The sequence below is a fragment of the Bacteroides faecis genome (genome assembly GCF_020091505.1).
Taxonomy (GTDB): Bacteria; Bacteroidota; Bacteroidia; order Bacteroidales; family Bacteroidaceae; genus Bacteroides; species Bacteroides faecis.
The window spans coordinates 1,109,259-1,133,192 of sequence record NZ_CP081916.1 but is presented as its reverse complement, the minus strand read 5'-3'; the positions used below and the strand labels follow the sequence as shown (position 1 = coordinate 1,133,192).

Genomic DNA, 23,934 nt, shown 5'->3' with positions numbered 1-23,934 from the left:
TATTCTATTAAATTCCTAATCTTAATGTCAAAGTAAACTGCTTAGGCATAGGTACGGCCACACCACCTGTATTAAAAAATTCGGGGTCCTGACCATTCAACTTATCATCCGAATAAATCAAAAATAAGTTTGTAGCCTGCAACTTTAATGAAGCGGTCGATAATCCTAAATGGCTCATCCATTGTTTCGGAAAATCATATGATAATGAAATTTCCTTCATTCTAATAAAGTCTCCTTTTGCTACACGTTCGGAGGAAAAATTATATGCATTATAAGCACGGCTTAAATGAGTATCTTGCGTATTCATACGCTTATCTGCTATAACCGGAATAGTTGTGTATTTTTCTTCACCAGAATTCACCCAGCGATTTTTAAACTCTTTGGGGGTAGCATCCAAGTCCGAATACTTATTGTGGAATGCCGGGTCAAGACGAACTACGTTTCCAAACGAATAAGTAATGAATACATTCAGTTTCAGACTCTTATAGGTGAATATATTGCCAAAACTACCTGTAATCGTTGGATCTGTAGGTCCTTCATAAACCAGGTGTGACTTCTTATCACGCTCCTGAAATTCAATATCACTTGTAGTCAGCTCCCCATTCTCATTGATAAAAGTCGGAACACCTTCCTCGTTCAAACCTCTAAAATCCATAGAGAAAAGACCTCTAACCGGATATCCTTCCATGGCAAAACCATTGCCCGAAATCAATTCCATAACAGTAGAGTTAGATTGAAGATCCGTCACTTTATTTTTTGCTTTAGAGAAAATGAAGTCTGTATTCCACTTGAAGTCCTTACCAACAATATTGCGAGTAGACAAAGTAAACTCAACTCCATGAGATCTCATGCTGGCAAGATTAGCATACTTTGCAATCTGACCTCCTACGCCCTGAGTATTGGTAATGCCTATCAAATCGTAGTTATTACGTTTATACCAGTCTAAAGCGACATTAACACGGTTGTTCCAAAAACCTAAGTCGATTCCCAGATTCAATTCATGCTTTTTCTCATAAGTCAGGTTATTATTCTGAATTTCTTTAATCTGTAATCCGGATTCCTGTACCCCAGAACTAGGTCGCCACGGATTATAACTATTGATAATCACATAAGAATTACTGACGTTAGCAGGGCCTCTATCGGCAGTCAATGAATAGGAGGCTTTTAATGTAGCATGAGAAAGTGTAGGTTGCAACCCTTCAAACCATTTTTCCTCATGCGCATTCCATGCACCGGAAATATTCCATGTTGGCAACCAACGTGCAGAACGACTTTTACCCAGTTTATTAGAACCTTCATAACGGAGAGTACCATTCAATGTATATTTCCCCTGATAAGAATAAGTGGCAGTTCCAAAAAAGGCTATTTCACGAGAGCGGGTCTCATCGATAGTATAATAAGCTGTGTTTTCTTCATTCCCTTGTTTAAAGTAAAGATAATCATAAGCTGCCAATGTTCCCATCCCATATTGTGTTCCCACACCATTAAACCACGTTTTACTACGATCCGTAGCGTTCAACTCCATACCAGCAAATATATTTAAGATGTGATCTTCGTTAAAAACATCATTGTAACTTGCAGTTCCACGAAAATCGTAGCTGTTCATACCATATTTTGTTTCACGATAAAAACCTCCTACCGGCAGAACTGATTCCGGCAAAGTATTTATTTTATCCGGATCAGTATACAACCACGGATTAGCTTTTTGCATGGTTGCATCATCCATCGCTCTGTATGCCCATGCCTGGTTAGAGTAGTCTTTTACATAATGGTTTTGTGTAGTAGTAGAATATTTATAGGCACCTAAAGCTGAAAGCTCCAACTTTTTAATGGGTTTCCATTTCAGTTCCCCCTGAAACTTCAAATCAACTACATGCAAATCCATATAATTATTATCCAGTTCATTAAATATATTGAATGGTGCATAATTACGTACATAATATTCATTAGGGTCCAATGTACGCGAACTGTTCAATGCATAAGAATATGGATTAATATCAAAATCACGCTTTACCTCTCCGTTCACAGGGTCAGATTGCGAGCCCAAGGTTCCCGGCGCCTCCTGTTTACGATAAGAGGCATTACCTATCAGATTCAATGAGACCTGCTTGGAAATATTATATAAAGCATTGACGTTTGCTGTGTATCTTGACACCTTACTTCTTTTACTCCATCCCGGATCACTCATAACACTCAATGAAGTATAGTACGATGCCTTTTCTGTACCCGTCGACATACTGACAGCATGATTTTGAGAGATGCTATTACTAAATAACAAATCAAACCAATCTGTATTATTATATTCGGCCTGCTGTAAAAACCCGTTTCGTGCCTCGAGCGTATTTTCCAACCCGAAAGTTCCGCTCGTCGCATCATATTGATTAATCAAATGATACATTTTTCCATATACACCACTTTTAGAAGCGCGATATAAATCAGAAAAATTCAGATAGCCTGCCGCCTCTAAATCTCGATACACGCTCATTTGCTCTTGAGAGTTCATAATATTGAAATTACTATAGCTCGGCTTCATGCGCATAGTAAACTCTCCGGTATAATTAATCTTATTTGTGCCAGATTTTCCTTTCTTGGTTGTAACAACGATTACCCCTGCCATCGCACGTGCACCATATATAGAGGTAGCAGAACCATCTTTCAATATCTGGAAGCTTTCGATATCATCCGCATTCAAACCCGCAATAGCAGAACTAATCAAAGTTTGCGCATCTCCGGAAGAAAGTTGATCTGCACCTACTTCTGTCACATCTTCCATGATTACGCCATCTACTACCCACAGAGGCTTGGAACTACCATAGATAGAGGTAGCACCACGAACACGAATTTTAGGAGCTGTACCAAATGTACCGGAGACATTCTGTACGCTTACGCCAGCAGCACGCCCCTCAAGCGCACGACTAACGTCAGCCAAACCATCCATTTTTGCATTCTCTGCAGATATTTTCGTAGCCGCTCCTGTAAAGAGACGTTTATCCATCTTCTGCATACCGGTCACTACAACTTCTTCCAAGACCTCGGCATCAGGTTTTAATATGATTCTTATTGTTCCAGATTTAATAGGAATTTCTTGAGTTTTCATTCCAATGTAGCTAACTTTCAAAGTTCTAGAAGAACTTTATATATTTCACCCTTTCGATATAACAAATAAATATGTACATACTGTGTAATAAACGTTTTTTATACAAATTGTCCGGAAATAGTATATTTTTTCTATCATTGACAGTCTTAAACAATTAATAATAGACGAATAAAGTGACATATTGATAATATTACCGCTTGTTATTCCAATAAAATATGAATAAAATTGCCTTAATGATATATCTTTATACATAAACTAGAATCACTGCTATCAATATGAATATACAAGTAATTTCAAATATTTTTTGATATATTGTTTTGCGTTTATAAATATATGCTTATATTTGTAAAATCGCACTTATAAAATAAGCGGATTATTAATTATTAATAATAAAGCGTGTTTATGAAAAGAAAATTAATGCTGTTATTGGCCTGCCTGCTGGCAAGCATAGGCCTAGTGATTGCCCAAACACCTAAAAAGGTGACAGGTGTCGTCATTTCTGAGGAAGATGATCAGCCTGTTGTGGGAGCATCCGTGTTAGTGAAAGGTACAACGATGGGAACAGTTACCGATATTGATGGTAAGTTCACCATAGATAAAGTACCAAGTTCTTCTAGAACTTTGAAAATATCATTTATTGGTATGCAAACCCAAGAGGTCGCTATCAAACCTGATCTGATGAAAATTGTTATGAAAGCAGATTCGGAAGTGCTTGAGGAAGTTGTTGTTACCGGTATGACAAAAGTAGATAAACGTCTCTTCACGGGTGCAGCTGCCAACTTAACCGCAGATAATGTAAAGTTAGACGGACTTCCCGAAATCAGCCGTGGACTTGAAGGCCGTGCAGCCGGAGTATCTGTACAGAACGTTTCCGGTACATTTGGTACCGCTCCCAAAATTCGTGTCCGTGGTGCTACCTCCATCTACGGTAGCTCCAAACCCCTATGGGTAGTAGATGGCGTAATCATGGAAGATGTTGTAGACGTTAGTGCCGATCAACTTTCGTCAGGAGATGCCACTACACTAATCAGTTCTGCCATTGCAGGACTAAACTCGGACGATATTGAAAGCTTTCAGATATTAAAAGACGGTTCAGCCACCTCAATCTATGGCGCACGCGCTATGGCAGGTGTGATCGTAGTCACCACTAAAAAAGGGAAGGCAGGAATGAATCGCATCAGCTACACTGGAGAATTCACCTACCGCATGAAACCCCATTATTCAGAATTCAACATTATGAATTCGCAAGACCAGATGGCTGTTTATCAAGAAATGCAACAGAAAGGATGGCTTACTTACGCCGATCTGGCTAATGCCAGTGAAAGCGGTGTATACGGGAAAATGTATCAGAAAATATCTAATAGTACATTGCTGAATACAGAAGCTAGTCGTAACGCTTATCTCCGTGATGCAGAATATCGTAATACAAACTGGTTTGACGAGCTCTTCCAAAGCAACGTAATGCAAACACACTCAGTCAGCATTACTTCTGGTAATGAGAAAGCAAATTACTATGCTTCTCTTAGTGCATTGGTCGATCCGGGATGGTCACGTCAAAGTGAAGTAAATCGTTACACAGCCAACCTGAATGCTACTTACAATGTCCTAAAAAACCTATCGATGAACTTAATTTCCAGTGCTTCTTATCGCAAACAGCGGGCACCGGGAACACTCTCATCAGAAATCGATGCCGTGAACGGAGAAGTAAAACGTGACTTTGACATCAACCCATATTCTTATGCACTAAACACTTCACGCGCACTTGATCCGACAGAAATCTACACACGTAATTATGCTGATTTCAATATTTTCAATGAATTGGAAAACAATTACCTGGACATCAATGTAGTTGACTTGAAATTTCAAGGAGAAATGAAATGGAAACCCGTCAAAGGACTGGAACTGGCAGCTTTGGGAGCAGTGAAATATCAGGCCACCTCACAGGAGCACACCATCACTGATTATTCCAATCAAGCGCTGGCTTATCGTGCAATGCCCACTACACATATACGTGATAATAACCCTTTCCTTTATACAGATCCGGACAATCCGTATGCAGTCCCCATTACAGTATTGCCACAAGGGGGTATCTACGAGCGTACCGACTACCGAATGTTGGCTTATGACTTCCGTGCATCAGCTGCTTATAACACAGTATTTAATGAAATTCATATCATGAACCTCTATGGTGGTATGGAAGTCAATTCTATTGACCGCCGTAAAACATGGAACCGTGGCTGGGGTATGCAATATACAATGGGGGAAATACCTTTTTACGCATATGAAGTATTCAAAAAGAGTAAAGAAGAAAACTCAGATTATTTCACGATGGATAACACCCATGCACGCGATGTCGCATTTTTCGCTAACGGTACCTATTCTTATAAAGGACGTTATACACTTAATGGAACAATTCGATACGAAGGTTCCAATAAACTAGGGCGAAGCACTTCTTCCCGCTGGTTACCTACATGGAATGTGTCTGGCGCATGGAATGCACATGAAGAAGAGTTCTTTAAAGCACTGCAACCAGCCATGTCCCACCTCACACTAAAGGCATCATATAGCCTTACTGCAGACCGTGGACCAAGCAATGTAACCAACTCACGCGTAGTTATTAGTTCCCGAAACCCATGGCGTCCATCAAGCGGTGTTACAGAATCAGCTCTCTATATCAAGAACCTTGAAAACGGTGCATTAACCTACGAAAAAAAGCATGAGCTTAATATTGGTGCTGACCTCGGTTTCCTTGATAACCGCATCAATGTAACTGCCGACTGGTATAAACGTAATAACTATGATTTAATAGGTATTATCACAACACAAGGCCTAGGTGGAGAAATCGAAAAATATGGAAACGTAGCTTCCATGAAATCCAGTGGATTTGAGCTCTCTATTTCTACCCGAAATATTGTGACCAAAGATTTCACCTGGTCTACAGACTTCATCTATTCACACAACAAAAATGAGGTCACCGAATTGCAGGGCGGAAAAAAACGTATTATTGATCTCGTTTCCGGTAATGGATTTGCTGTTGAAGGTTATCCTGTACGTTCCATTTTTTCTATTCCTTTTATGGGACTAAATGAAGAAGGACTTCCAACCTTCCAAGATCAGAATGGAAACATCAGTGTATCTGATATATACTTCCAAGATCGTGAACATACAGACTTTCTTCAATATTCCGGTTCAGCAGACCCGACAGATATTGGTAGTTTAGGTAATACATTTACCTACAAAAACTTCCGTCTGAACCTGTTCATTACATATTCGTTTGGAAACGTAATCCGCCTTGACCCGGTATTCAAGAAAAAATATACTGACCTTACCGCAATGCCAAAAGAATTTCGTAACCGCTGGGTAGTACCAGGCGATGAGAAATATACTGATATACCTGTAATTGCCAGTGTACGTCAAGAGAAGAATGACCGCAATCTATCTGTGGCATACAACTCTTATAACTATTCAACGGCACGTATAGCAAAAGGTGACTTTATCCGTATGAAGGAAATCTCTCTAGCATACGACTTTCCTAAAGATTTGATAAACAAATGGAACTTAGCCAACCTTTCACTAAAACTACAGGCTACCAACCTCTTCCTGCTTTATGCCGACAAGAAGCTGAACGGACAAGACCCAGAATTCTTTAACACCGGTGGTGTAGCAGCTCCCGTACCTAAACAATTCACGCTGACATTGAGAGTTGGATTTTAATAGATAGATTGCTGTAAAAAACAAAAAAAGTTATGAAAAAAAGAAATATATTACTGACATTTTTAGCTGTGGCAGGTATGCTGACCGCTACTTCGTGCAAGGATTACTTGGACGAAATGCCTGATAACCGTGCCGAACTGGACAGCGAATCAAAAATCATCAGTTTATTAGTATCTGCCTATCCGGAAACTGACTATATTTTCTGTACGGAACTAGGAACAGATAACGTGGATGATTTCGGAGAATCAAATCCCTATGGCGACCGTTTTATGGAACAGATTTACAATTGGCAGGTGATTACTGAAGCAGACAACGAAGACCCTTCCCGGATCTGGGAAGGCTGCTACAATGCTATAGCTGTAGCCAATCAAGCACTGGCGTCTATCGCTGAGATGGAAGAAACGTCAGCCTTAAAAGCGGCAAAAGGCGAAGCATTAATATGCCGTGCCTATTCTCACTTCATCCTCGTCAACACATTTGCTCAGCATTACACAAAAGCAAATGCCGCAACAGATTTGGGAATTACTTACATGGAGGTACCTGAAACAGAACTTGACCCGAAATATGAACGCAACACTGTAGCTGAAGTATACGAGAAGATAGAAAAAGACTTAAAAGAAGGCTTGCCACTAATTAGTGATGAAATCTATACTGTACCTAAATATCACTTTAATATGAAAGCAGCTTACGCCTTTGCTACTCGTTTCTATCTTTATTATCAAAGATGGCAAGACGCAATAGACTGTGCAACAAAAGCACTTGGTTCTTCACCTGCCGGACAACTTCGTGACTATGCCGCACTAGATGCACTACCTAAAGATCCATTCAGTAAAGTATGCGAACAATATGTAAGTGCAAACGTGAAAGCTAATTATCTATTGCAAACTGCATATTCTCAACTCGGATTAGTATTTACTTCTTATTATACTGGGTCTCGCTATGCACACGGAGCATATTTAGCACAAACAGAAACCCTTATGAGCCGTGGCCCATGGGGACCGTTTGCAAATAAAGTGTATAAATTCTATCCTTGGGCATCCACTGGAACCAATTTTGACAAAACACTAGTACCTCGTTTTCCATATTTGATAGAATATACTGACCCTGTAGCGCAAACCGGATATGCGAGAACTGTTTATGCAGCCTTTACTGCTGAAGAAACACTGTTGGCACGCGCCGAAGCATATATCTTGCTCAAGGAATATGATAAAGCACTGGCAGATCTTCAAACATGGGTAAATAATACAATCAATGGTCCGTATACACTTACGAAAGAGGCTATAGAGAACTGGGTAGCTAGCTATGAGTATTATACACCTAATGCACCTACACCTAAGAAAAAACTAAATCCAGAATTTACTATTGAAGAGGGACAACAAGAGGCATATTTACAATTTTTGCTTTACGCCCGGCGTTACGAAACACTATTCACTGGACTACGTTGGTTTGACATAAAACGTTACGGCATCGAAATCTACCGTCGTACAATGCAAAGCGGGCAACCTGTCACCATTGGAGATATGTTGAAAGTACGTGATAACCGTTGTGCATTACAAATCCCTACTGATGTTATCTCTGCCGGTATTACCCCAAACCCAAGATAAAAGATTCAGTATTGAAATAATGTATTACATCTAAAAGAAGTAAAGACAATGAAGAAAAATAAAATTTATATTTTTATAGTTGTGCTGTTTGCCGCACTCTTCGTATCCTGTTCAGAAGATGACTTGAACAGTGAGAGCGTTATTACTGAAGCACAGCGCGTTGAAAACGATTTCGATCGTTGGATTGTAAAACACTATGTAACTCCTTATAACATAGACTTTAAATATCGCATGGAAGATATTGAGTCCGATCGTGACTATAATTTAATTCCTGCTGACTACACAAAATCTGTACAACTTGCTAAATTAGTTGAGTTCCTCTGTCTCAATGTTTATGACGAGGTAACAGGAAGTAAAGAATTTATCCGTGATTATTTCCCCAAAATGATTCATTTGGTAGGTTCTCCTGCTTACAAAAACAATGGTGACATGATTTTAGGTACAGCCGAAGGTGGATTGAAAATTACACTTTATAACGTAAATAACATAAATGTACTTAACGTGGCTGATTTAAACTATTATTATTTTAAAACAATCCACCACGAGTTCGCACATATCCTCCATCAAACCCGTCCATATCCCACTGCTTTCAAAGAAATCAGTGGAAGTGAATATGTAAAGGACAGCTGGAGTTCTGCATGGGGAAGCGGCAGTGCAGCCGATGCTGCAGCCTTGAAAGCAGGTTTTATTACTCCATATGCTTCAAGTGCCGTAGATGAGGATTTTGTGGAACTGATAGCCACTTATGTAACAAACACAGAGGCCACTTGGGCAGCACGCCTGAAAACGGCAGGTACTACCGGAGCCCCCATTATTAATTCCAAATTCGAAATTGTATATAATTACATGCTTGACACATGGAACATTGACCTTGATGTATTGCGCGATACAGTGCTTGATCATCAAGAAAGAATAGGAGAACTCGACTTAGATGAACTTTAATCCGAACAAATTATGAAGAAAATATACTATCTTTTATTACTAGCATTGCCCTTAATATTTCAATCATGCTTTAAGGACGACGATGATATTTTTGACAAACCGGCTTCCCAACGTATGGAAGAACGGCTAATGCAAGACCAACAAATATTGATGGGAGCAACCAACGGCTGGATAATGGAATATTTTCCTGAAAAAGAGCAATCTTATGGAGGATATACAATGTTTGTAAAATTTGGAGAAAACAACTCCGTTACAGTTGCCTCCGAATTAGGCAAAGCTGACCAAACGGAAACAAGTATGTATGAATTGATTCCGGATAGCGGCCCAGTATTGACCTTTAACACCCACAATTCTTTATTCCACTATTTCTCCGACCCGAGTAATCCAGATGGAATCGGTCCTGTTGACAGTGGTATGGGAGGTGATTATGAATTTATGGTAGTAGAAGCTACTGCTGAGAAAGTATATCTAAAGGGAAAGAAAACCGGAAATACCATCATTATGACCCCGATTGCTACGGATATAAGTTGGACTGATCTGATGCAGAAGTATATTGATATGGCAAACATAATGAATTCTGCAGGAGCTTCTTTCAATTTTACAATGGGGGATATAAAAGCAACAGCTACCATGAATTATCGTACGCTGCTATTCTCCTACCCAGGAGAAGAAAGTTATGAAGCAGCTACCGCTTCCTTCCGTGTGACAACAGACGGCATTGCATTCTATAAACCTCTACAAATCGGAGGAAAAGAGATTACAGGCATGAAATATGTAGGTGAAGACGAAAATATGGTACTTACTTTTACTGATGAAGCGACAGGCGCTACAATGCATGACACATGGCCTGCGTTGAGTGAACTCTTCTTTAGTGGTAAATGGTATTTTGCAAAGAGTCTAATGAGTGATTACGGTAAGGGCTTGTGGACGTCAGCTATCAACAAGTTATATGCAGATCCCAATGGTTATTATGATATTTACTGGGCTCATATGGGAGTATATTCAGGATTATACGGATTCTGTTTTGCACCACTTGACACTCCTTCAACATTTGCAAGATCTATTGTATCCTATACATATGGTACAGTAGACGATAATCATATTTGGTTACAACTAGAAGGAAGAACAGATCAACTAGGAATAGCCTATGTAAATGCTGGTGTAAGTGATATTCTGAAAATGATTGGCTCACTGAATGGAGAAAAGAAAACATTTACTCTAACAGCAGATAATCCTAAGAATCCATCTGTGATACAATTACAGGACAATGATCTCGCTAGCAATTACTTTATGTTAGTTCCATTTGAAGTTCGTTGGCCAAATGAACAGTAAATGCATTGCATATTACTAGAAAGCGAGTGCGCTTCTTCTTTTGCTAATTTCTAGTTTTCCAAACCTCTAGATTTAGCTTTACATTAATTGTCTTGAAATGGGGCGTACCGTGAGGTATACCCCATTTTAAATAATTATTTAATCAAAAGTTCCAAACTTATTAAAAGAATACAGGGCAATAAACAGATATGCCTAAACATTATCTTATATACTTTTGCAATATTCATATAGAAATATCCCAAAATATTCTTTATTATGATATACCCATGTTCTACCAATGCAATATATCTTATTTCAAACATTGATAGATGTCATAGCAAAACTGCTACCTTTCCTTATAAATATTACACTACGAAAAAACATAGTCAATTAGCGGTAACTAAAAAACCTATCCTCGCAGCCGCTCCTTATCGAGCGAACTGTGAGGATAGATTACAAACATTCTATTCCTTAGTAAGCCACCGTCAACGGTGTGCGCACTTTCTGTGCATACTCAGCCATATACGCATTCCAGGCATCAACCGTCTTGATAGCAGCTTTATCCCAGGCAGATCCCCAATAATAAGTATATTCCGAACCCGGTTCATACTCGCTGATTGCCAGCACATGACCGTCAGCGCCGCCACGCTCCTTCTTTTCCTTTTCTTCGAAAAGAACAACTTTAGCCTCTTTCACTTGTGCAGGAAATGCAGCACCAACAAATATCTTTCCGTTTCCTCCGCTTCGGTCAGTCGTAGGATCTACATAAGTAATATAGCCATTGACAGCATCAGCCACAACCTTACCGTCCGGTTCACGAAGAACGATTCCGGTGGTCACAGGCATCGCTTCTTTCAGATTGGTGTACGAGATAACTGCTTTGTTGAGGTATGAACCGGCATCCAATGTAATCACACGCGTCTCTACTACGTTAGAATCTCCACGAACAGTCAGCGGATTAAATTCCAGTTTCACAGTGAAGCGCAGCGGTCCATTATCAAGGATTTCCTGTGTGCGATAGCAATAAGGATAGATAATCGTATCACCCGCCATCAGAGCAGCTGTACCGCAACCCAGCGTAGGACCTACGGCATAACAATCCATTCCGTAGCCATGGTCAATGTGGTAAGAGATAGCATTTTGCAGTTCGGCAGCTGCTTTAGGGTCTGTCTTTTTCAGTTCGGCAATTTTGGCACGCTTTTCCTTATCCAGTTCTTCAGCGTAAAGACTTTCCAGAATCGGTTCCGTAGTGTTATACTTCGTAAAGAGGTCGTAGCCGAAACCACGTTCACCACGCTTTTGCAAGGCAGGACCATAGGCACGGTATCCGCCCAAGTCATTCTCCCATGCCACATCGTCCAGACGTTCGGGATAATAGCGGCCACAGGCAATTACATTATACGGTTCGGGAGTACCAGATTGGATAGTATAAGTGGCTGTGCCATTTGCTTTCACCGTAGCCGGAAAAACCACTTTCTCGTCATACGTCACTTGATAAGGTACTTGCTGACCATCTTCATTAAGCACTACGATCTGAGCCGTATCAGCCAGCTGCAACTTGGCCGTAACGTCACTCATCGGAACTTCAACCATTTCACCTGCGCGCTCCAACGCCAGAGAATTGGTCACTGTAACCGTCATTGACTGCTTGCTGCCAGCACAAGAAGCAAAGCCCATCAGGGCAACAGCAGCCAGAATAAATATCTTCTTCATATTATACACAACAAATAAGGGGATAGAATCAGGTAAAAACGAAAGGGGATAAATGTAAACCGTAAACTATTCAACAGAAAAACGATAAGGTGACAGGCAGTAAGGAATCTCCTCACCACCCTATCACCTTATAGCAATTTCTTGTTATCGTTATTTCGGTTGTTTTCCGATATAAGCAAGGATACCACCGTCTACGTAAAGGATATGACCGTTTACAGCGTTAGAAGCCTCAGAAGCCAGGAACACAGCAGGACCTGTCAGTTCTTCCGGATCCAACCAACGACCGGCAGGAGTCTTGGCGCAGATGAATGAATCGAATGGATGACGGCTTCCGTCTGCTTGTTTCTCACGCAGAGGAGCAGTTTGCGGAGTAGCGATATAACCCGGACCGATACCGTTACACTGAATGTTGTATTCACCATATTCAGAGCAGATATTGCGAGTCAACATCTTCAGACCACCTTTGGCAGCAGCATAAGCCGATACAGTTTCACGACCCAGCTCAGACATCATAGAGCAGATGTTGATGATTTTACCGGCACGCTTCTTCATCATGGCAGGCAACACAGCCTTAGAAACGATGAACGGAGCGTTCAAGTCGATATCAATCACACGACGGAAGTCAGCAACTTCCATTTCGTGCATAGGAACACGGCGGATAATACCGGCGTTATTAACAAGGATATCAATCGTACCTACTTCTTTCTCGATAGTAGCAACCATTGCCTGAACAGCCGGTTCGTCTGTTACGTCGCATACATAACCGTGAGCTTTAATTCCCTTTTCAGCATAAGCAGCCATGCCTTTGTCCACCAACTCCTGGTTGATGTCGTTAAAACAAACAGTAGCGCCTTGTTCTGCATAAGCAGAAGCGATAGCAAAACCGATACCGTAAGAAGCACCTGTAACGAGAGCCACTTTACCTTTCAAAGAAAAATTCAAATACTGATTCATAATTTTTTGTTATTAAATGATGAAAACTATTGTAGTTGTTTATTTTAAATCTGTAATTAATGAGAAGTCCTGATCGCCATAATCGAGATTCTCGCCGCCCATACCCCAGATAAAGGTATAGTTATGGGTAGCCGCAGCCGAATGGATCGACCATTCGGGAGACAGAACCGCCTGATCGCCCTTCATCCATACGTGACGAGTTTCGTCCACCTCACCCATAAAGTGGCAGATAGCGTGCTCTTCGGGGATTTCGAAGTAGAAGTAAGCCTCCATACGACGGCTGTGCACGTGTGCAGGCATCGTGTTCCATACGCTTCCCGGAGCAAGTTCCGTCATACCCATCTGTAGCTGACAGGTGGGCAATACCTGATTGACCAGCATCTTATTGATGTTACGGTGGTTGGAACCTTCCAGCGAGCCCATTTCAGCCACTACGGCATCCGCTTTCGTCACTTTACGGTCGGGGTAGTTGCAATGTGCGGTCAGTGAGTTGAAATAGAATTTGGCAGGATTGGAAGCGTCTTTGCTTTCGAACGTCACCACACGGTCGCCCGAACCAAGGTAAAGGGCTTCTTTATAGTCAAGTTCGAAAACCGCGTCTCCGGCCTTCACTACGCCCGGTCCGCCTACATTGTAAATACCCATTTCACGACGGGTCAGGAAGAACGGAGCTTTCAACGGGTCAATCGCTTCGAGTGTCAGCACCTCTCCTACCGGAAGCGCGCCGCCTACAACCATACGGTCGTACATGGAGTACACCATATTCACTTCGTTGGGAACAAATATCTTTTCGATTAAGAAATCGCGACGGATTCTTGCAGTATCATAACTTTTTGCATCCTCGGGATGCGCAGCATAGCGAATTTCATAGTTCGTTTTCATACCTTATTTATTTATAGTTATTGAATAAGCTCTCTTTCTCAAATGCACGTCGTTTACGTACACGATGCAAAAATAGTAAAAGAAAACGGGTTAACCTTGCAATTTTGTTCCAATTATCCACCAAAAATGTCCAGAATTGATGCAATGTACATCTTTTTAACGAACTATAATACGTTTCGAAGGAGTTTTTCACCTAACAGAATAGAAATAGACTCTTACCTTTTTTCTCTGAAAGAACAAGCCGGCATACGCATAGTTTGACAGCCATTTCGACGATATAAAATGATACAAAAAAAGAAAGCTCCGATAATCAATGACTATCGGAGCCTCTTTTTGTTGTCCTACCAAGATTCGAACTTAGACAAACAGAACCAAAAACTGTTGTGCTACCATTACACCATAGGACAAACATAAGTGCTTTCTGTTAAAAAGCGGTGCAAAGATAGAGGTTTGCGAGCAAACCTCCAAATATTTCGTTTACTTTTTTACTTTGCCACCCTGCAAATTGCTGAATTTTACTTCGCAATCAGCAGATAATAGTTCTTTTTACCACGCTGAACAAGCAGGTATTTCTCGTCAAGCAGGTCAGCAGTCGTAATTACCTGGTCAAAGGCTTCCAGTTTCTCTTTATTCAACGATACGCCACCGCCCTGAACCAGCTTACGCATTTCACCTTTCGAGGCAAATACAGCCGCGTTATCAACAAACAGGTCAACAGCCTTCACTCCTTCCGCCAGAGCGTCACGAGAGATTTCGAACTGAGGCACCCCTTCGAATACAGCCAGCAGCGTATCTTCGTCCAATTTACGCAGCGATTCGGAAGTAGCATTACCGAACAGTATATTAGACGCATCTACTGCTGCATTGTAATCTGCTTCGGAATGAACCATGACAGTCACTTCCTTCGCCAGACGTTTCTGCAAAGCACGCAAGTGCGGAGCCTGCTGGTGTTCGGCAACCAGTGCTTCTATTTCTTCCTTCTCGATTGAAGTGAAAATCTTGATATAGCGTTCAGCATCAGAGTCGCTCACGTTGAGCCAGAACTGATAGAACTTATATGGAGACGTATAGCGGGGGTCCAGCCAGATATTTCCGGATTCGGTTTTACCAAATTTACCGCCGTCAGCTTTCGTGATCAACGGGCAAGTCAGCGCGAACACCTCTCCCCCATTGGTACGGCGGATCAGTTCCGCTCCGGTAGTGATATTTCCCCACTGGTCGGAGCCTCCCATCTGAAGTTTACAACCCTTGGTTTCATATAGATGAAGGAAGTCGTAGCCTTGAAGCAGCTGATAAGTAAATTCGGTGAATGACAATCCATCACGTGCTTCTCCGTTCAGACGACGCTTTACAGAGTCCTTTGCCATCATATAGTTTACAGTGATGTGTTTGCCCACTTCGCGAACAAAGTCAAGGAAAGAAAACTCTTTCATCCAGTCATAGTTGTTCACTAATTCAGCACGGTTAGGCACATCCGACTCGAAGTCGAGAAACTTGGCAAGCTGTTCTTTGATACATGCCTGATTGTGACGCAATGTTTCCTCATTCAGCAGGTTACGTTCTGCCGATTTTCCGGAAGGGTCGCCAATCATACCTGTAGCGCCACCGATGAGTGCCAGCGGTTTATGGCCGCAGCGTTGTAAATGACGAAGGATCATCACTCCACAAAGGTGACCAATGTGTAGTGAATCGGCAGTCGGGTCGATACCCAAATAGGCAGTCACCTGCTCTTTGTTCAGCAACTCTTCCGTTCCCGGCATGATGTCCTGCAGCATGCCACGCCATCTCAATTCTTCTACAAAATTCATCGTATTACTCTTTTTATTAAGTTTTTATTGTCTTTCAATTCCATGTGCGACAAAAGTACGACTCTTTCTCGGAAGATACAACTCTTAACGCCTAAAAAAGACTTTTTGGATATTTTCCCGAATCGCCTGCCGCAACTCTTCCACATCCGTGCCTCGTGTTCTTGCTACCCGGTGCAGCACTTCCTCAATGTCAACCGGACTATCATCCGTCTCCAGAAACATACAGTCGACAGGCATCGTCCTCACTGTCTGTTCCGGATAATGCTCGCCGAAAGAAAGATATATGCCATTTTCCATCAACTGCCTTGCTTGTTGTGGTTTTCCGCGAAAGCCATGCCAAATCCAGGGTTGAACCGGTCGAAGCTCCTTCTTTACCGCCAATAATTCCTCCATCGCCTTCACACAATGAATAATCAACGGCAACCGGTACTTTTCCGACAATTCCACCTGCTTTCCCAATATCCTGACCTGAAGTTCCATCGGAGCAGCCGTCAGCTTATCAAGCCCCGCCTCTCCTACCGCCACCAACCGCCCTTCCACAAGCAGTTTCTGCAGATACGCAAGCTGTTCTTCCGCATCCCGTTCTGTCAGTTGCCAGGGATGAATGCCAGCCGAATAGAAGGACGACAGGCACAATGCGCCCCCTACCGGCAACTGATAGTTGATAATCGCCCTGCCGTGAGAAGCCTCCTCCGACTTGTGAGTATGAATATCCAGAATATGACTTGCATTTTTCTCCATCTCTCTCATTCTTTGGGTAAATCGTTTCTAAGGTACCGGATCATAGCCGGAACCACCCCACGGATGACACCGGAGAATGCGCCGGACAGTCAGATAAAGTCCTTTGAAGGGTCCGTGTTTCTTGATGGCTTCGACCGCATAAGCCGAGCAGGTAGGCGTAAACCGACAAGAGGGAGGAGTAAGGGGCGAAATACATGCCCGGTAAAAATAGATGGGAATTAGTAGCAAGAATGACAACACCTTCCTCACAATGCTTCTCAAGGACATCCAGCAGGCGGATATCCGGCAAACATGGGGTTTCATGAGGATAACTTTTCAGAAATGCGCGAAAGCGCTATCTTCATTTTCTCTTCCAGTTCGGCAGTAGCAACAAGCTCGTCCGACAGATAGATAAAGGCGATTGCGAGACGCTGCCCCCTGCTTTGAAGATCGTCCAGCAGTTGCAGTTTGTTCTTCCGGTAGACTTCGCGTATCTGCCGTTTCACCCGATTGCGCTTTACAGCCCGTTTGAAACGCCGCTTCGAAACGCTGATCAGTATCGTGGCGGGTGCTTCCCCCTGTTCTATGGGCATATATACAACACGTATCGGAAAGATGGAAAACGACTTGGAATTGCCGCCTTCGAACATCTTTCCGATCAATATTTTACTATTCAGCCTTTCGGCTTTACACAAAGTATATACGCTCACTCTGTTTATTTATTGTTTTCCTTGATAAACATGTCGAGCGCAGCCGTCATTGAGGGAGCTTGCACTGTTGGTGCTTCAAGGTCCAGACGGAGTCCGGCGTCGCGTACAGCTTGCGCGGTAGTCGATCCGAAGGTACCGATTCTGATCTCTTTCTGATCAAAGTCCGGGAAGTTTTTCTTCAAAGAAGTCACTCCTGCAGGGCTGAAGAACACGAGCATGTCATAATCAAATTCCTCATCCGACGTGAAGTCGTTGCTCACGGTGCGATACATCACAGCTTCTGTGTGCTGTATATGATTCTTGTCGAGCAGGTTTTTCACATCATCATTGTGCACGTCCGACATAGGGACGAGATATTTCTCCGTTTTATGCTTTACGATAGATGGCACCAGATCTTCAATCTTTCCGGTAGCACCGAAGAAGATTTTACGTTTGCGATATTGCACATATTTCTGAATGTACAATGCAACCGCTTCCGTGACACAAAAATACTTCATTGTTTCCGGAATAGCTACACGCAGTTCCGTGCACAAATTAAAGAAGTGATCGATTGCGTGACGGGAGGTGAATATAACGGCAGTGTGATCAAGAATTGAAACTTTCTGTTGCCGGAATTCTTTCGCCGAAAGACTCTCGACCTTTATAAACGGTCGGAAATCTATTTTTACGCCATATTTCTCTGCTATGTCGTAATAGGGAGATTTCTCTGACGCAGGCTTAGGCTGCGAGACTAGTACTTTTTTAATTTTCAACGTCCTAAATTTTTATTAGCAATACATTGTTTACCTGAATCATTCCCTGATAGAGTAGCAGACAGGGTATGATTTCAAGAGCGCAAAAGTACAAAATTAATAGGAAAACCGCACTTAATTGATGAAAAAAAAGCTTTATCCACTTATAAAACATCAATATTTTAGTGAAAATTAGAATAATTAGTCCGATTATCACTAAATTGGTCAGATTCAGATCGAAATAAACCAGAAAAAGAACAAAGGGAAAAAGGGCAAATCCGACGTAATATATGAGTGTAGAGTAAGACTCCAGCCACATATTTGTCTTGTTTTTGTCAAAAAACACCCACCCAAGGAACATATAAAGTAACCATTTTAGTAAAAAATAGGCCAGACAGAAGCCGACATAAATCCCCAATAGTAGGAGAGGGGAGACCCTGGTCATGAGCATCGGGCAAGTATCATGAAAATAATTGAAGAACACAATACCCGTCAACACACAGGTCTGTACTACCAACACAAGGAGGTAGCGCACATCGGCTGCCGTAGAACTATCAAAAATGCTTGTCCGTTCGCGATGCAGCACAAAGTCTTTCACTTGCTGCGTGAGAAACTTCTTTCCGCGTGCCAGAGCGATGGAGGACAGAAAGAAACAGGCGAGCAAGGTCAGCGCAATCACATCATCCGTGCGGGGAGAGTAGGAGATGGGGGTTCCCTCAAATCCGGAGTTTAGTATAGCGGCTATCATATCGCTGCAAATTTACGGATAGAAGCGTCCCATACGGGAGTTGTCTGAAGCAGCTCCACCGCTTCTTCCGGTGTTCGTGCTACTTTCCATATATCACCGTGCTGCCGGCGCATGAAGTTTTCTTCTATCGCCCGTTCGAGCATTTCGAGCAGCGGATCAAAGAAGCCGTTTACATTCAGAATGATAATCGGGTTCAGATACAGTCCAAGCTGCTTCCATGTGATAATCTCAAGCAACTCCTCCAGAGTGCCGCATCCACCCGGCAACGCAATGATGCCGTCGCTCAGATTCGCCATCTTCTGCTTGCGTTCGTGCATGGAAGTGACTTCGATCAGTTCCGTCAGACCTGTATGATGCCAGTTTTGCTCTACCATGAAGTGGGGGATAACTCCGGTCACTTCACCGCCATTCTCCAACACTGCATCGGCTACGGATCGCATCAGTCCGATACTTCCGGCACCATTTATCAGACGGATATGCTGTTTGGCAAGCAGGCTGCCGAGCTTTTCGGCTGCTTCAAAATATACGGAGGCTATCTTAGTGCTGGATGCGCTGTACACGCATACGGAATGTATCTGATTCATTGTCTTTTGCAAGTTTACTGGATGAATGGGTACAAAAGTACAAAGAAATCATATACATATCAAAATGAATGTGCAATTTATGTTTCGGTTTGATTTTTTAAAATTCAAAGCTATAGGTTATGGATGGGACTATCCCGTAAAGATAGATTTTATATGTTTTCGCGGCATCCATAGAATAATGTACATCTCCACGCCCTGCATAAATAGAAAATACATTCTTCCTGTTATAAAGATTAATAATTGAACAAGTAAGAGTTCCTTTTTTCATACGATAGACTGCTGATAAATCCAATTGATGGTAAGCAGGTGCACGATAACCATTTCTAGAACTATAAATATACAAAAGAGCACCTTGAAACTCATATTTACCAACCGGAAGAGTCAAATTCATCCCCGAACAATAAGAGAAAGTAGAAGCTAACGACCATCGTTTATTGATATTGTAGTTCAAAAACAATTTCAAATTATGAGGTCTGTCATACACCGGACGATATTCTGTGTCCTTTATATTAGCCAGTCGGTTGCGAGCGTGAGAAAGTGTATAGCTTGCCCAACCCGTCAGATTTCCTCTGTTCTTGGAGAGATAAAATTCCACTCCATAACTTTCAGCTTCTCCTTGTTCTACCTCTTTCTCAATCAAATTATTCATAAAGATGTTGACATTATCTTTAAAATCAATGATATGATCTGACTTTCGATAGAAGGCTTCCACGGAAAACGTATACTGCCGATCTGCCTTGTTCCATTCATATCCGGCAGCCAACTGCCTCATCACTTCAGGTTCCAGATTCCCATTGGCTGGAATCCACATATCCGATGGGATACCAACAGAAGAATTAGAAAGCATGTGCAGGTTCTGCGAAGCCTGATTGAAAGATATATTCAAACGGTTGTTATGATTCAGATCATAAGAAAGTTCCGCTCTCGGTTCGGGAACGATAAATGTCTTTGCTTCATAACCGGGACCTGAAGGGGTACGAAGTGCAGATAGCCGAATCCCTCCATTTAATTGAAAACGGGAAGCAAACCGATACTCGATTTCTCCATAAAGCGCTATATCCAGCATTTTCCTCCGGTCCATCCGAAAAGGGACCACATGAGTGAAGCCACCATAGTTATCAAGACTGCCCGGTCTTGTAGTAAAAAAATGCAGCGCTCCTCCAGCTTTTATTTTCAGATTGCGGGAAGCAGTATGCTCCATATCATACTTCAGTTGATAAGATTGCACATTTGACTTCCACAAATAATGCAACCCATCCGAATAATTCTTATAGCGATAATAGTAATTACTAAAGATAGCACTCAAGTTAGCATAAGTCTTATGGTTAAGTACATGATTCCAACGGAAAGTAGATGTAGCATTTCCCCAATCCATTCCATATCCCCGAACAAACCGGTCAAAAACAGTATGGTCGCCACCTGCATATACTGAGAAATAAATCCGATTACGGTCGTTAATAATCGTATTAATCTTTGCGTTTACATCGTAAAAGTACATCTGTGGATCTGGTGCAAGCTTATTTCCCAACAAACTGCAAGTTAGCCCGGGATAAGCAAATCTACCGGCAACCAGATAGGAACTTTTATCCTTCTCCAACGGGCCTTCGAACATGACTTTGGAGGCAACCAACCCGACTGTAGCCATTCTTTTACATTCTTTATTGTTGCCCTCTTTCATCCGTACATCAATCACTGAAGAAGCCCGTCCACCAAAGTTCAGCGGGAAATACGATTTATACAGATTCACACTTTGCACCGCATCATTATTGAACGCAGAGAAAAACGAAAGGGCATGATTAGGATTAAAGACGATAGCTTCATCAAGCAGAACCAAGTTCCCCCATTGGTTACTGCCACGCACAGAGATATTATTCGCTCCTTCATTTCCACTAGCAACTCCAGGGAGGAATTGTAGAGACTTCAACAAATCGGGCTCACCACCTACTGTCGGCAGAGCCTGTATATCCTTCTGCCCTAACCGAAACTGCCCGGTATGCCTACGGTCTGCCACTACTTCCACATCCTTTAGTTGATAATTGCCTGGCTGAAGGGCAAAGTTCAAAACTCTATCTGAGGTTATATTCAAAGTATCTGTCTGCGTAACATAGCCTAAAACGGAACAGTGAATAATTCGTTTCCCTTTTTCAAGACTTAACGAATACATACCATACGAATTTGTAGAAACTCCAACACCCGATGTATAATCAAAAACATTGGCATCAGACAAAATCTCTCCGGTCTGCCCATCAACGACGCGCCCTCTCACAACCAATGTCTGTGCCAATAGCTCTGAAAAAGGACCGAAACAAAAAAGCACAAACAGGAATATGTAAACGACCAGTTTCTTCATATACAATATTATATGTTAATGTCTTCTATCTATAAATATTCCTTTCTCTGAATAAGCACTTACCCGAAAAATACCCCACACGTTACCGCTAATATTACTTTCTACATTTGTGGGAGTAGGGGTATATGCACCTCCATCCGTCCGAAGTTGCTCAATAGCCTTATCATAAATATCGTAGCATGCTTTAGATATAGATTCCATAGTGATAAATACAGAATCACCAATGGTTGGATAATGCGACCCGGGAGCAATATTCCTCACGCCTTCTCCGTCACTCACAAGAAGATCAACTACTGTATCGCCCAAATGTTCATCACTCAGGATAGAATAAGACCAATGTTCATCAGCTCTAAATAACCGATAGATAGATGAGATAGGAAACGTCAAAGAAGAATGCCCATCCACATGAAACAGATAATAATTATCTATCTCCGGCTGATTGACAAAACTAATAATAGGAGCCCAAGATGCCGTTTTTCCTTCTCCTAAATCAAAACTCTGTACTTTCAAATCTGTTATTTCAGTTTTAGGAACCATTATCTCTGTAGCTGTGTGATGCTCTCCTTTATAATAAATATCCAGCATATAGGTATGTCCCTCAATGCCATAGATCTTTGTAGTCACATATATTCCATGCCCCCTAAGCCACTCTTGAGAGCTCATCATAACCTCTTCCTCTTTCTGAGTACGATAATTCCAGTAATTTAAATAGAAAACGCCATCCCCTTTGCGAGGTACTATCAATCGGAGCGTATCTTTAATTCCTGCTGTCACGTCCTCTATAACTACTTCCGCATCTTCAATACCCTCATAATGCCACTTTTCTGCAGAAATAGCAGCAGGCTTATTCAAGTGAAAAAAATAAGGAGGAGGACCGTTTGAAATAAGCCCTCGGAAAACAATGCCATCAGCTACATTATCAGGCATGTTGACTTTAAACTCTTCTTCGCAGGATAAGAAAAAAAGACAAAGGAAGCCAATCCCCCAGCTGGCAATATAGTTAATATATACAGGTTTCTTCATTAGCTATTTCATTTTAATGTCTTCTATCTACAAACATCCCTTTCTCAGAATAAGCACTCACCCGAAAGATTCCCCACACGTTACCACTAATATTGCTTTCCACACTGGTGGGAGTAGGGGTATATGCACCTCCATCTGTCCGAAGTTGCCCAATAGCCTTATCATAAATATCATAGCATGCTTTGGATATTGACTCCATTGTGATAAATACAGAATCACCAATGACTGGATAATGCGACCCAGGCGCAATATTCCTCACCCCCTCACCATCACTCACAAGAAGGTCCGCTACTGTATCGCCCAAATGTTCATCACTCAGAATGGAATATCTCCAATTTTCATCAGCCCAAAATAAGTAATGAATAGATGAAACCGGGAATGTCAAAGAAGAATATTCCTTCACATGGAATAGATAATAATTGTCGATCTCCGGTTGATTGACAAAACTGATAATAGGAGCCCAAGATGCCGTTTTTCCTTCTCCTAAATCAAAACTCTGCACTTTCAAATCTGTTATTTCAGTCTTAGGGATCATTGTTTCTGTGGCTGTATGATGTTCTCCCTTATAATAGATATCTAATGTATAGGTATGCCCTTCTATACCATACATTTTTGTAGTTATATATACTCCACGTCCCCTATACCGCCCGTTACCTAATGGCTCATATTCCATTTTCTGAGTCCTGTAATTGTAATAATGCAATTCCACATAAGAAGAGCCTTCTTCTTCTTGAGGAATTAGTAACTGGAGAGTATCTTTAATTCCTGCCGTGACATCTTCTATCACAATCTCGGCATCTTCAATCCCTTCATAATAATACTTCTCTGCCGACATAGCAGCCGGCTTAGTCAGTTGAAAAAAATAAGGAGGAGGCCCACTTGAGATAAGTCCGCGAAAGACAATTCCATTGGCTATATTGTCAGGCATATCGACTTTAAATTCTTCTTCGCAGGAAAGGAAGAAAAAACAAAAGAAACAAATTCCTAATTTTATAGCAAAAAGAAAACATATAGATTTCTTCATAGTCAGTTATAGGTTTTTC

At 41.7% G+C, this 23,934-nt stretch carries 17 protein-coding genes, 1 tRNA gene and 1 pseudogene; 4 read left to right on the top strand and 15 right to left on the bottom strand.

The window, feature by feature from the left end; translation table 11 throughout:
• Positions 1 to 7: 7 nt before the first annotated feature.
• Positions 8 to 3,118: pseudogene (locus K6V30_RS04810) on the bottom strand (SusC/RagA family TonB-linked outer membrane protein); the annotation flags it as partial.
• 381 nt (positions 3,119 to 3,499) lie between these two features.
• On the opposite strand from K6V30_RS04810, the gene K6V30_RS04805 reads away from it, so the two are divergent.
• Genes K6V30_RS04805 through K6V30_RS04790 form a run of 4 tightly spaced genes read left to right on the top strand, consistent with a single transcriptional unit; the run spans position 3,500 to position 10,689 of the window.
• Positions 3,500 to 6,811 (top strand): SusC/RagA family TonB-linked outer membrane protein, encoded by a 3,312-nt coding sequence (locus tag K6V30_RS04805; protein ID WP_055269462.1) that lies wholly within the window; start codon positions 3,500 to 3,502, stop codon positions 6,809 to 6,811.
• A 32-nt stretch (positions 6,812 to 6,843) separates the two neighbouring features.
• Positions 6,844 to 8,415: a RagB/SusD family nutrient uptake outer membrane protein gene (locus K6V30_RS04800; RefSeq protein ID WP_055269463.1), complete on the top strand. Its 1,572-nt coding sequence runs from the start codon at positions 6,844 to 6,846 to the stop codon at positions 8,413 to 8,415.
• Positions 8,416 to 8,463: 48 nt separating this feature from the next.
• Complete coding sequence (locus tag K6V30_RS04795; protein WP_055269464.1) at positions 8,464 to 9,357, top strand: zinc-binding metallopeptidase; 894 nt, start codon at positions 8,464 to 8,466, stop codon at positions 9,355 to 9,357.
• Between the two features lie 12 nt (positions 9,358 to 9,369).
• Complete coding sequence (locus K6V30_RS04790; RefSeq protein WP_055269465.1) at positions 9,370 to 10,689, top strand: DUF4302 domain-containing protein; 1,320 nt, start codon at positions 9,370 to 9,372, stop codon at positions 10,687 to 10,689.
• A gap of 450 nt (positions 10,690 to 11,139) precedes the next feature.
• Here the strand turns inward: K6V30_RS04790 and K6V30_RS04785 are convergent, their stop codons facing one another.
• The 14 genes from K6V30_RS04785 to K6V30_RS04720 all read right to left on the bottom strand — a co-directional run bounded on the left by K6V30_RS04785 (position 11,140) and on the right by K6V30_RS04720 (position 23,915).
• The gene (locus K6V30_RS04785; RefSeq protein ID WP_055269466.1) at positions 11,140 to 12,381 is read right to left on the bottom strand and encodes a DUF4861 domain-containing protein; all 1,242 of its coding nucleotides are present in this window, start codon (positions 12,379 to 12,381) and stop codon (positions 11,140 to 11,142) included.
• Between the two features lie 150 nt (positions 12,382 to 12,531).
• On the bottom strand, positions 12,532 to 13,335 hold the full coding sequence (locus tag K6V30_RS04780) for a gluconate 5-dehydrogenase (RefSeq protein ID WP_055269467.1): 804 nt from the start codon (positions 13,333 to 13,335) through the stop codon (positions 12,532 to 12,534).
• Between the two features lie 39 nt (positions 13,336 to 13,374).
• The gene (gene kduI, locus K6V30_RS04775; protein ID WP_055269468.1) at positions 13,375 to 14,217 is read right to left on the bottom strand and encodes a 5-dehydro-4-deoxy-D-glucuronate isomerase; all 843 of its coding nucleotides are present in this window, start codon (positions 14,215 to 14,217) and stop codon (positions 13,375 to 13,377) included.
• A gap of 336 nt (positions 14,218 to 14,553) precedes the next feature.
• A tRNA-Gln gene (locus tag K6V30_RS04770) sits at positions 14,554 to 14,624 on the bottom strand.
• 108 nt (positions 14,625 to 14,732) lie between these two features.
• Positions 14,733 to 16,025 carry a tyrosine--tRNA ligase gene (tyrS, locus tag K6V30_RS04765; RefSeq protein ID WP_010535977.1) on the bottom strand — a complete coding sequence of 431 codons (1,293 nt, stop codon included), beginning with the start codon at positions 16,023 to 16,025 and terminating at the stop codon, positions 14,733 to 14,735.
• Positions 16,026 to 16,109: 84 nt separating this feature from the next.
• On the bottom strand, positions 16,110 to 16,766 hold the full coding sequence (locus K6V30_RS04760; RefSeq protein WP_055269469.1) for a TatD family hydrolase: 657 nt from the start codon (positions 16,764 to 16,766) through the stop codon (positions 16,110 to 16,112).
• 27 nt (positions 16,767 to 16,793) lie between these two features.
• Positions 16,794 to 17,033, bottom strand: coding sequence for a membrane protein insertion efficiency factor YidD (yidD, locus tag K6V30_RS04755; RefSeq protein WP_371441472.1), 240 nt, complete (start codon positions 17,031 to 17,033; stop codon positions 16,794 to 16,796).
• A gap of 32 nt (positions 17,034 to 17,065) precedes the next feature.
• Complete coding sequence (rnpA, locus tag K6V30_RS04750) at positions 17,066 to 17,455, bottom strand: ribonuclease P protein component (protein WP_081030821.1); 390 nt, start codon at positions 17,453 to 17,455, stop codon at positions 17,066 to 17,068.
• Positions 17,456 to 17,460: 5 nt separating this feature from the next.
• On the bottom strand, positions 17,461 to 18,207 hold the full coding sequence (locus K6V30_RS04745) for a uroporphyrinogen-III synthase (protein WP_010535973.1): 747 nt from the start codon (positions 18,205 to 18,207) through the stop codon (positions 17,461 to 17,463).
• A 4-nt stretch (positions 18,208 to 18,211) separates the two neighbouring features.
• Positions 18,212 to 18,934, bottom strand: coding sequence for a DUF4271 domain-containing protein (locus tag K6V30_RS04740; protein WP_022301595.1), 723 nt, complete (start codon positions 18,932 to 18,934; stop codon positions 18,212 to 18,214).
• On the bottom strand, positions 18,931 to 19,518 hold the full coding sequence (locus tag K6V30_RS04735) for an LOG family protein (protein WP_010535971.1): 588 nt from the start codon (positions 19,516 to 19,518) through the stop codon (positions 18,931 to 18,933). Before K6V30_RS04735 ends, K6V30_RS04740 begins: the two co-directional genes overlap by 4 nt.
• A 97-nt stretch (positions 19,519 to 19,615) precedes the next feature.
• On the bottom strand, positions 19,616 to 21,868 hold the full coding sequence (locus K6V30_RS04730; protein ID WP_055269470.1) for a TonB-dependent receptor: 2,253 nt from the start codon (positions 21,866 to 21,868) through the stop codon (positions 19,616 to 19,618).
• Positions 21,869 to 21,883: 15 nt separating this feature from the next.
• The gene (locus K6V30_RS04725) at positions 21,884 to 22,891 is read right to left on the bottom strand and encodes a DUF4249 family protein (protein WP_055269471.1); all 1,008 of its coding nucleotides are present in this window, start codon (positions 22,889 to 22,891) and stop codon (positions 21,884 to 21,886) included.
• Positions 22,892 to 22,904: 13 nt separating this feature from the next.
• On the bottom strand, positions 22,905 to 23,915 hold the full coding sequence (locus K6V30_RS04720) for a DUF4249 family protein (RefSeq protein ID WP_055269472.1): 1,011 nt from the start codon (positions 23,913 to 23,915) through the stop codon (positions 22,905 to 22,907).
• Between the last annotated feature and the right edge of the window lie 19 nt (positions 23,916 to 23,934).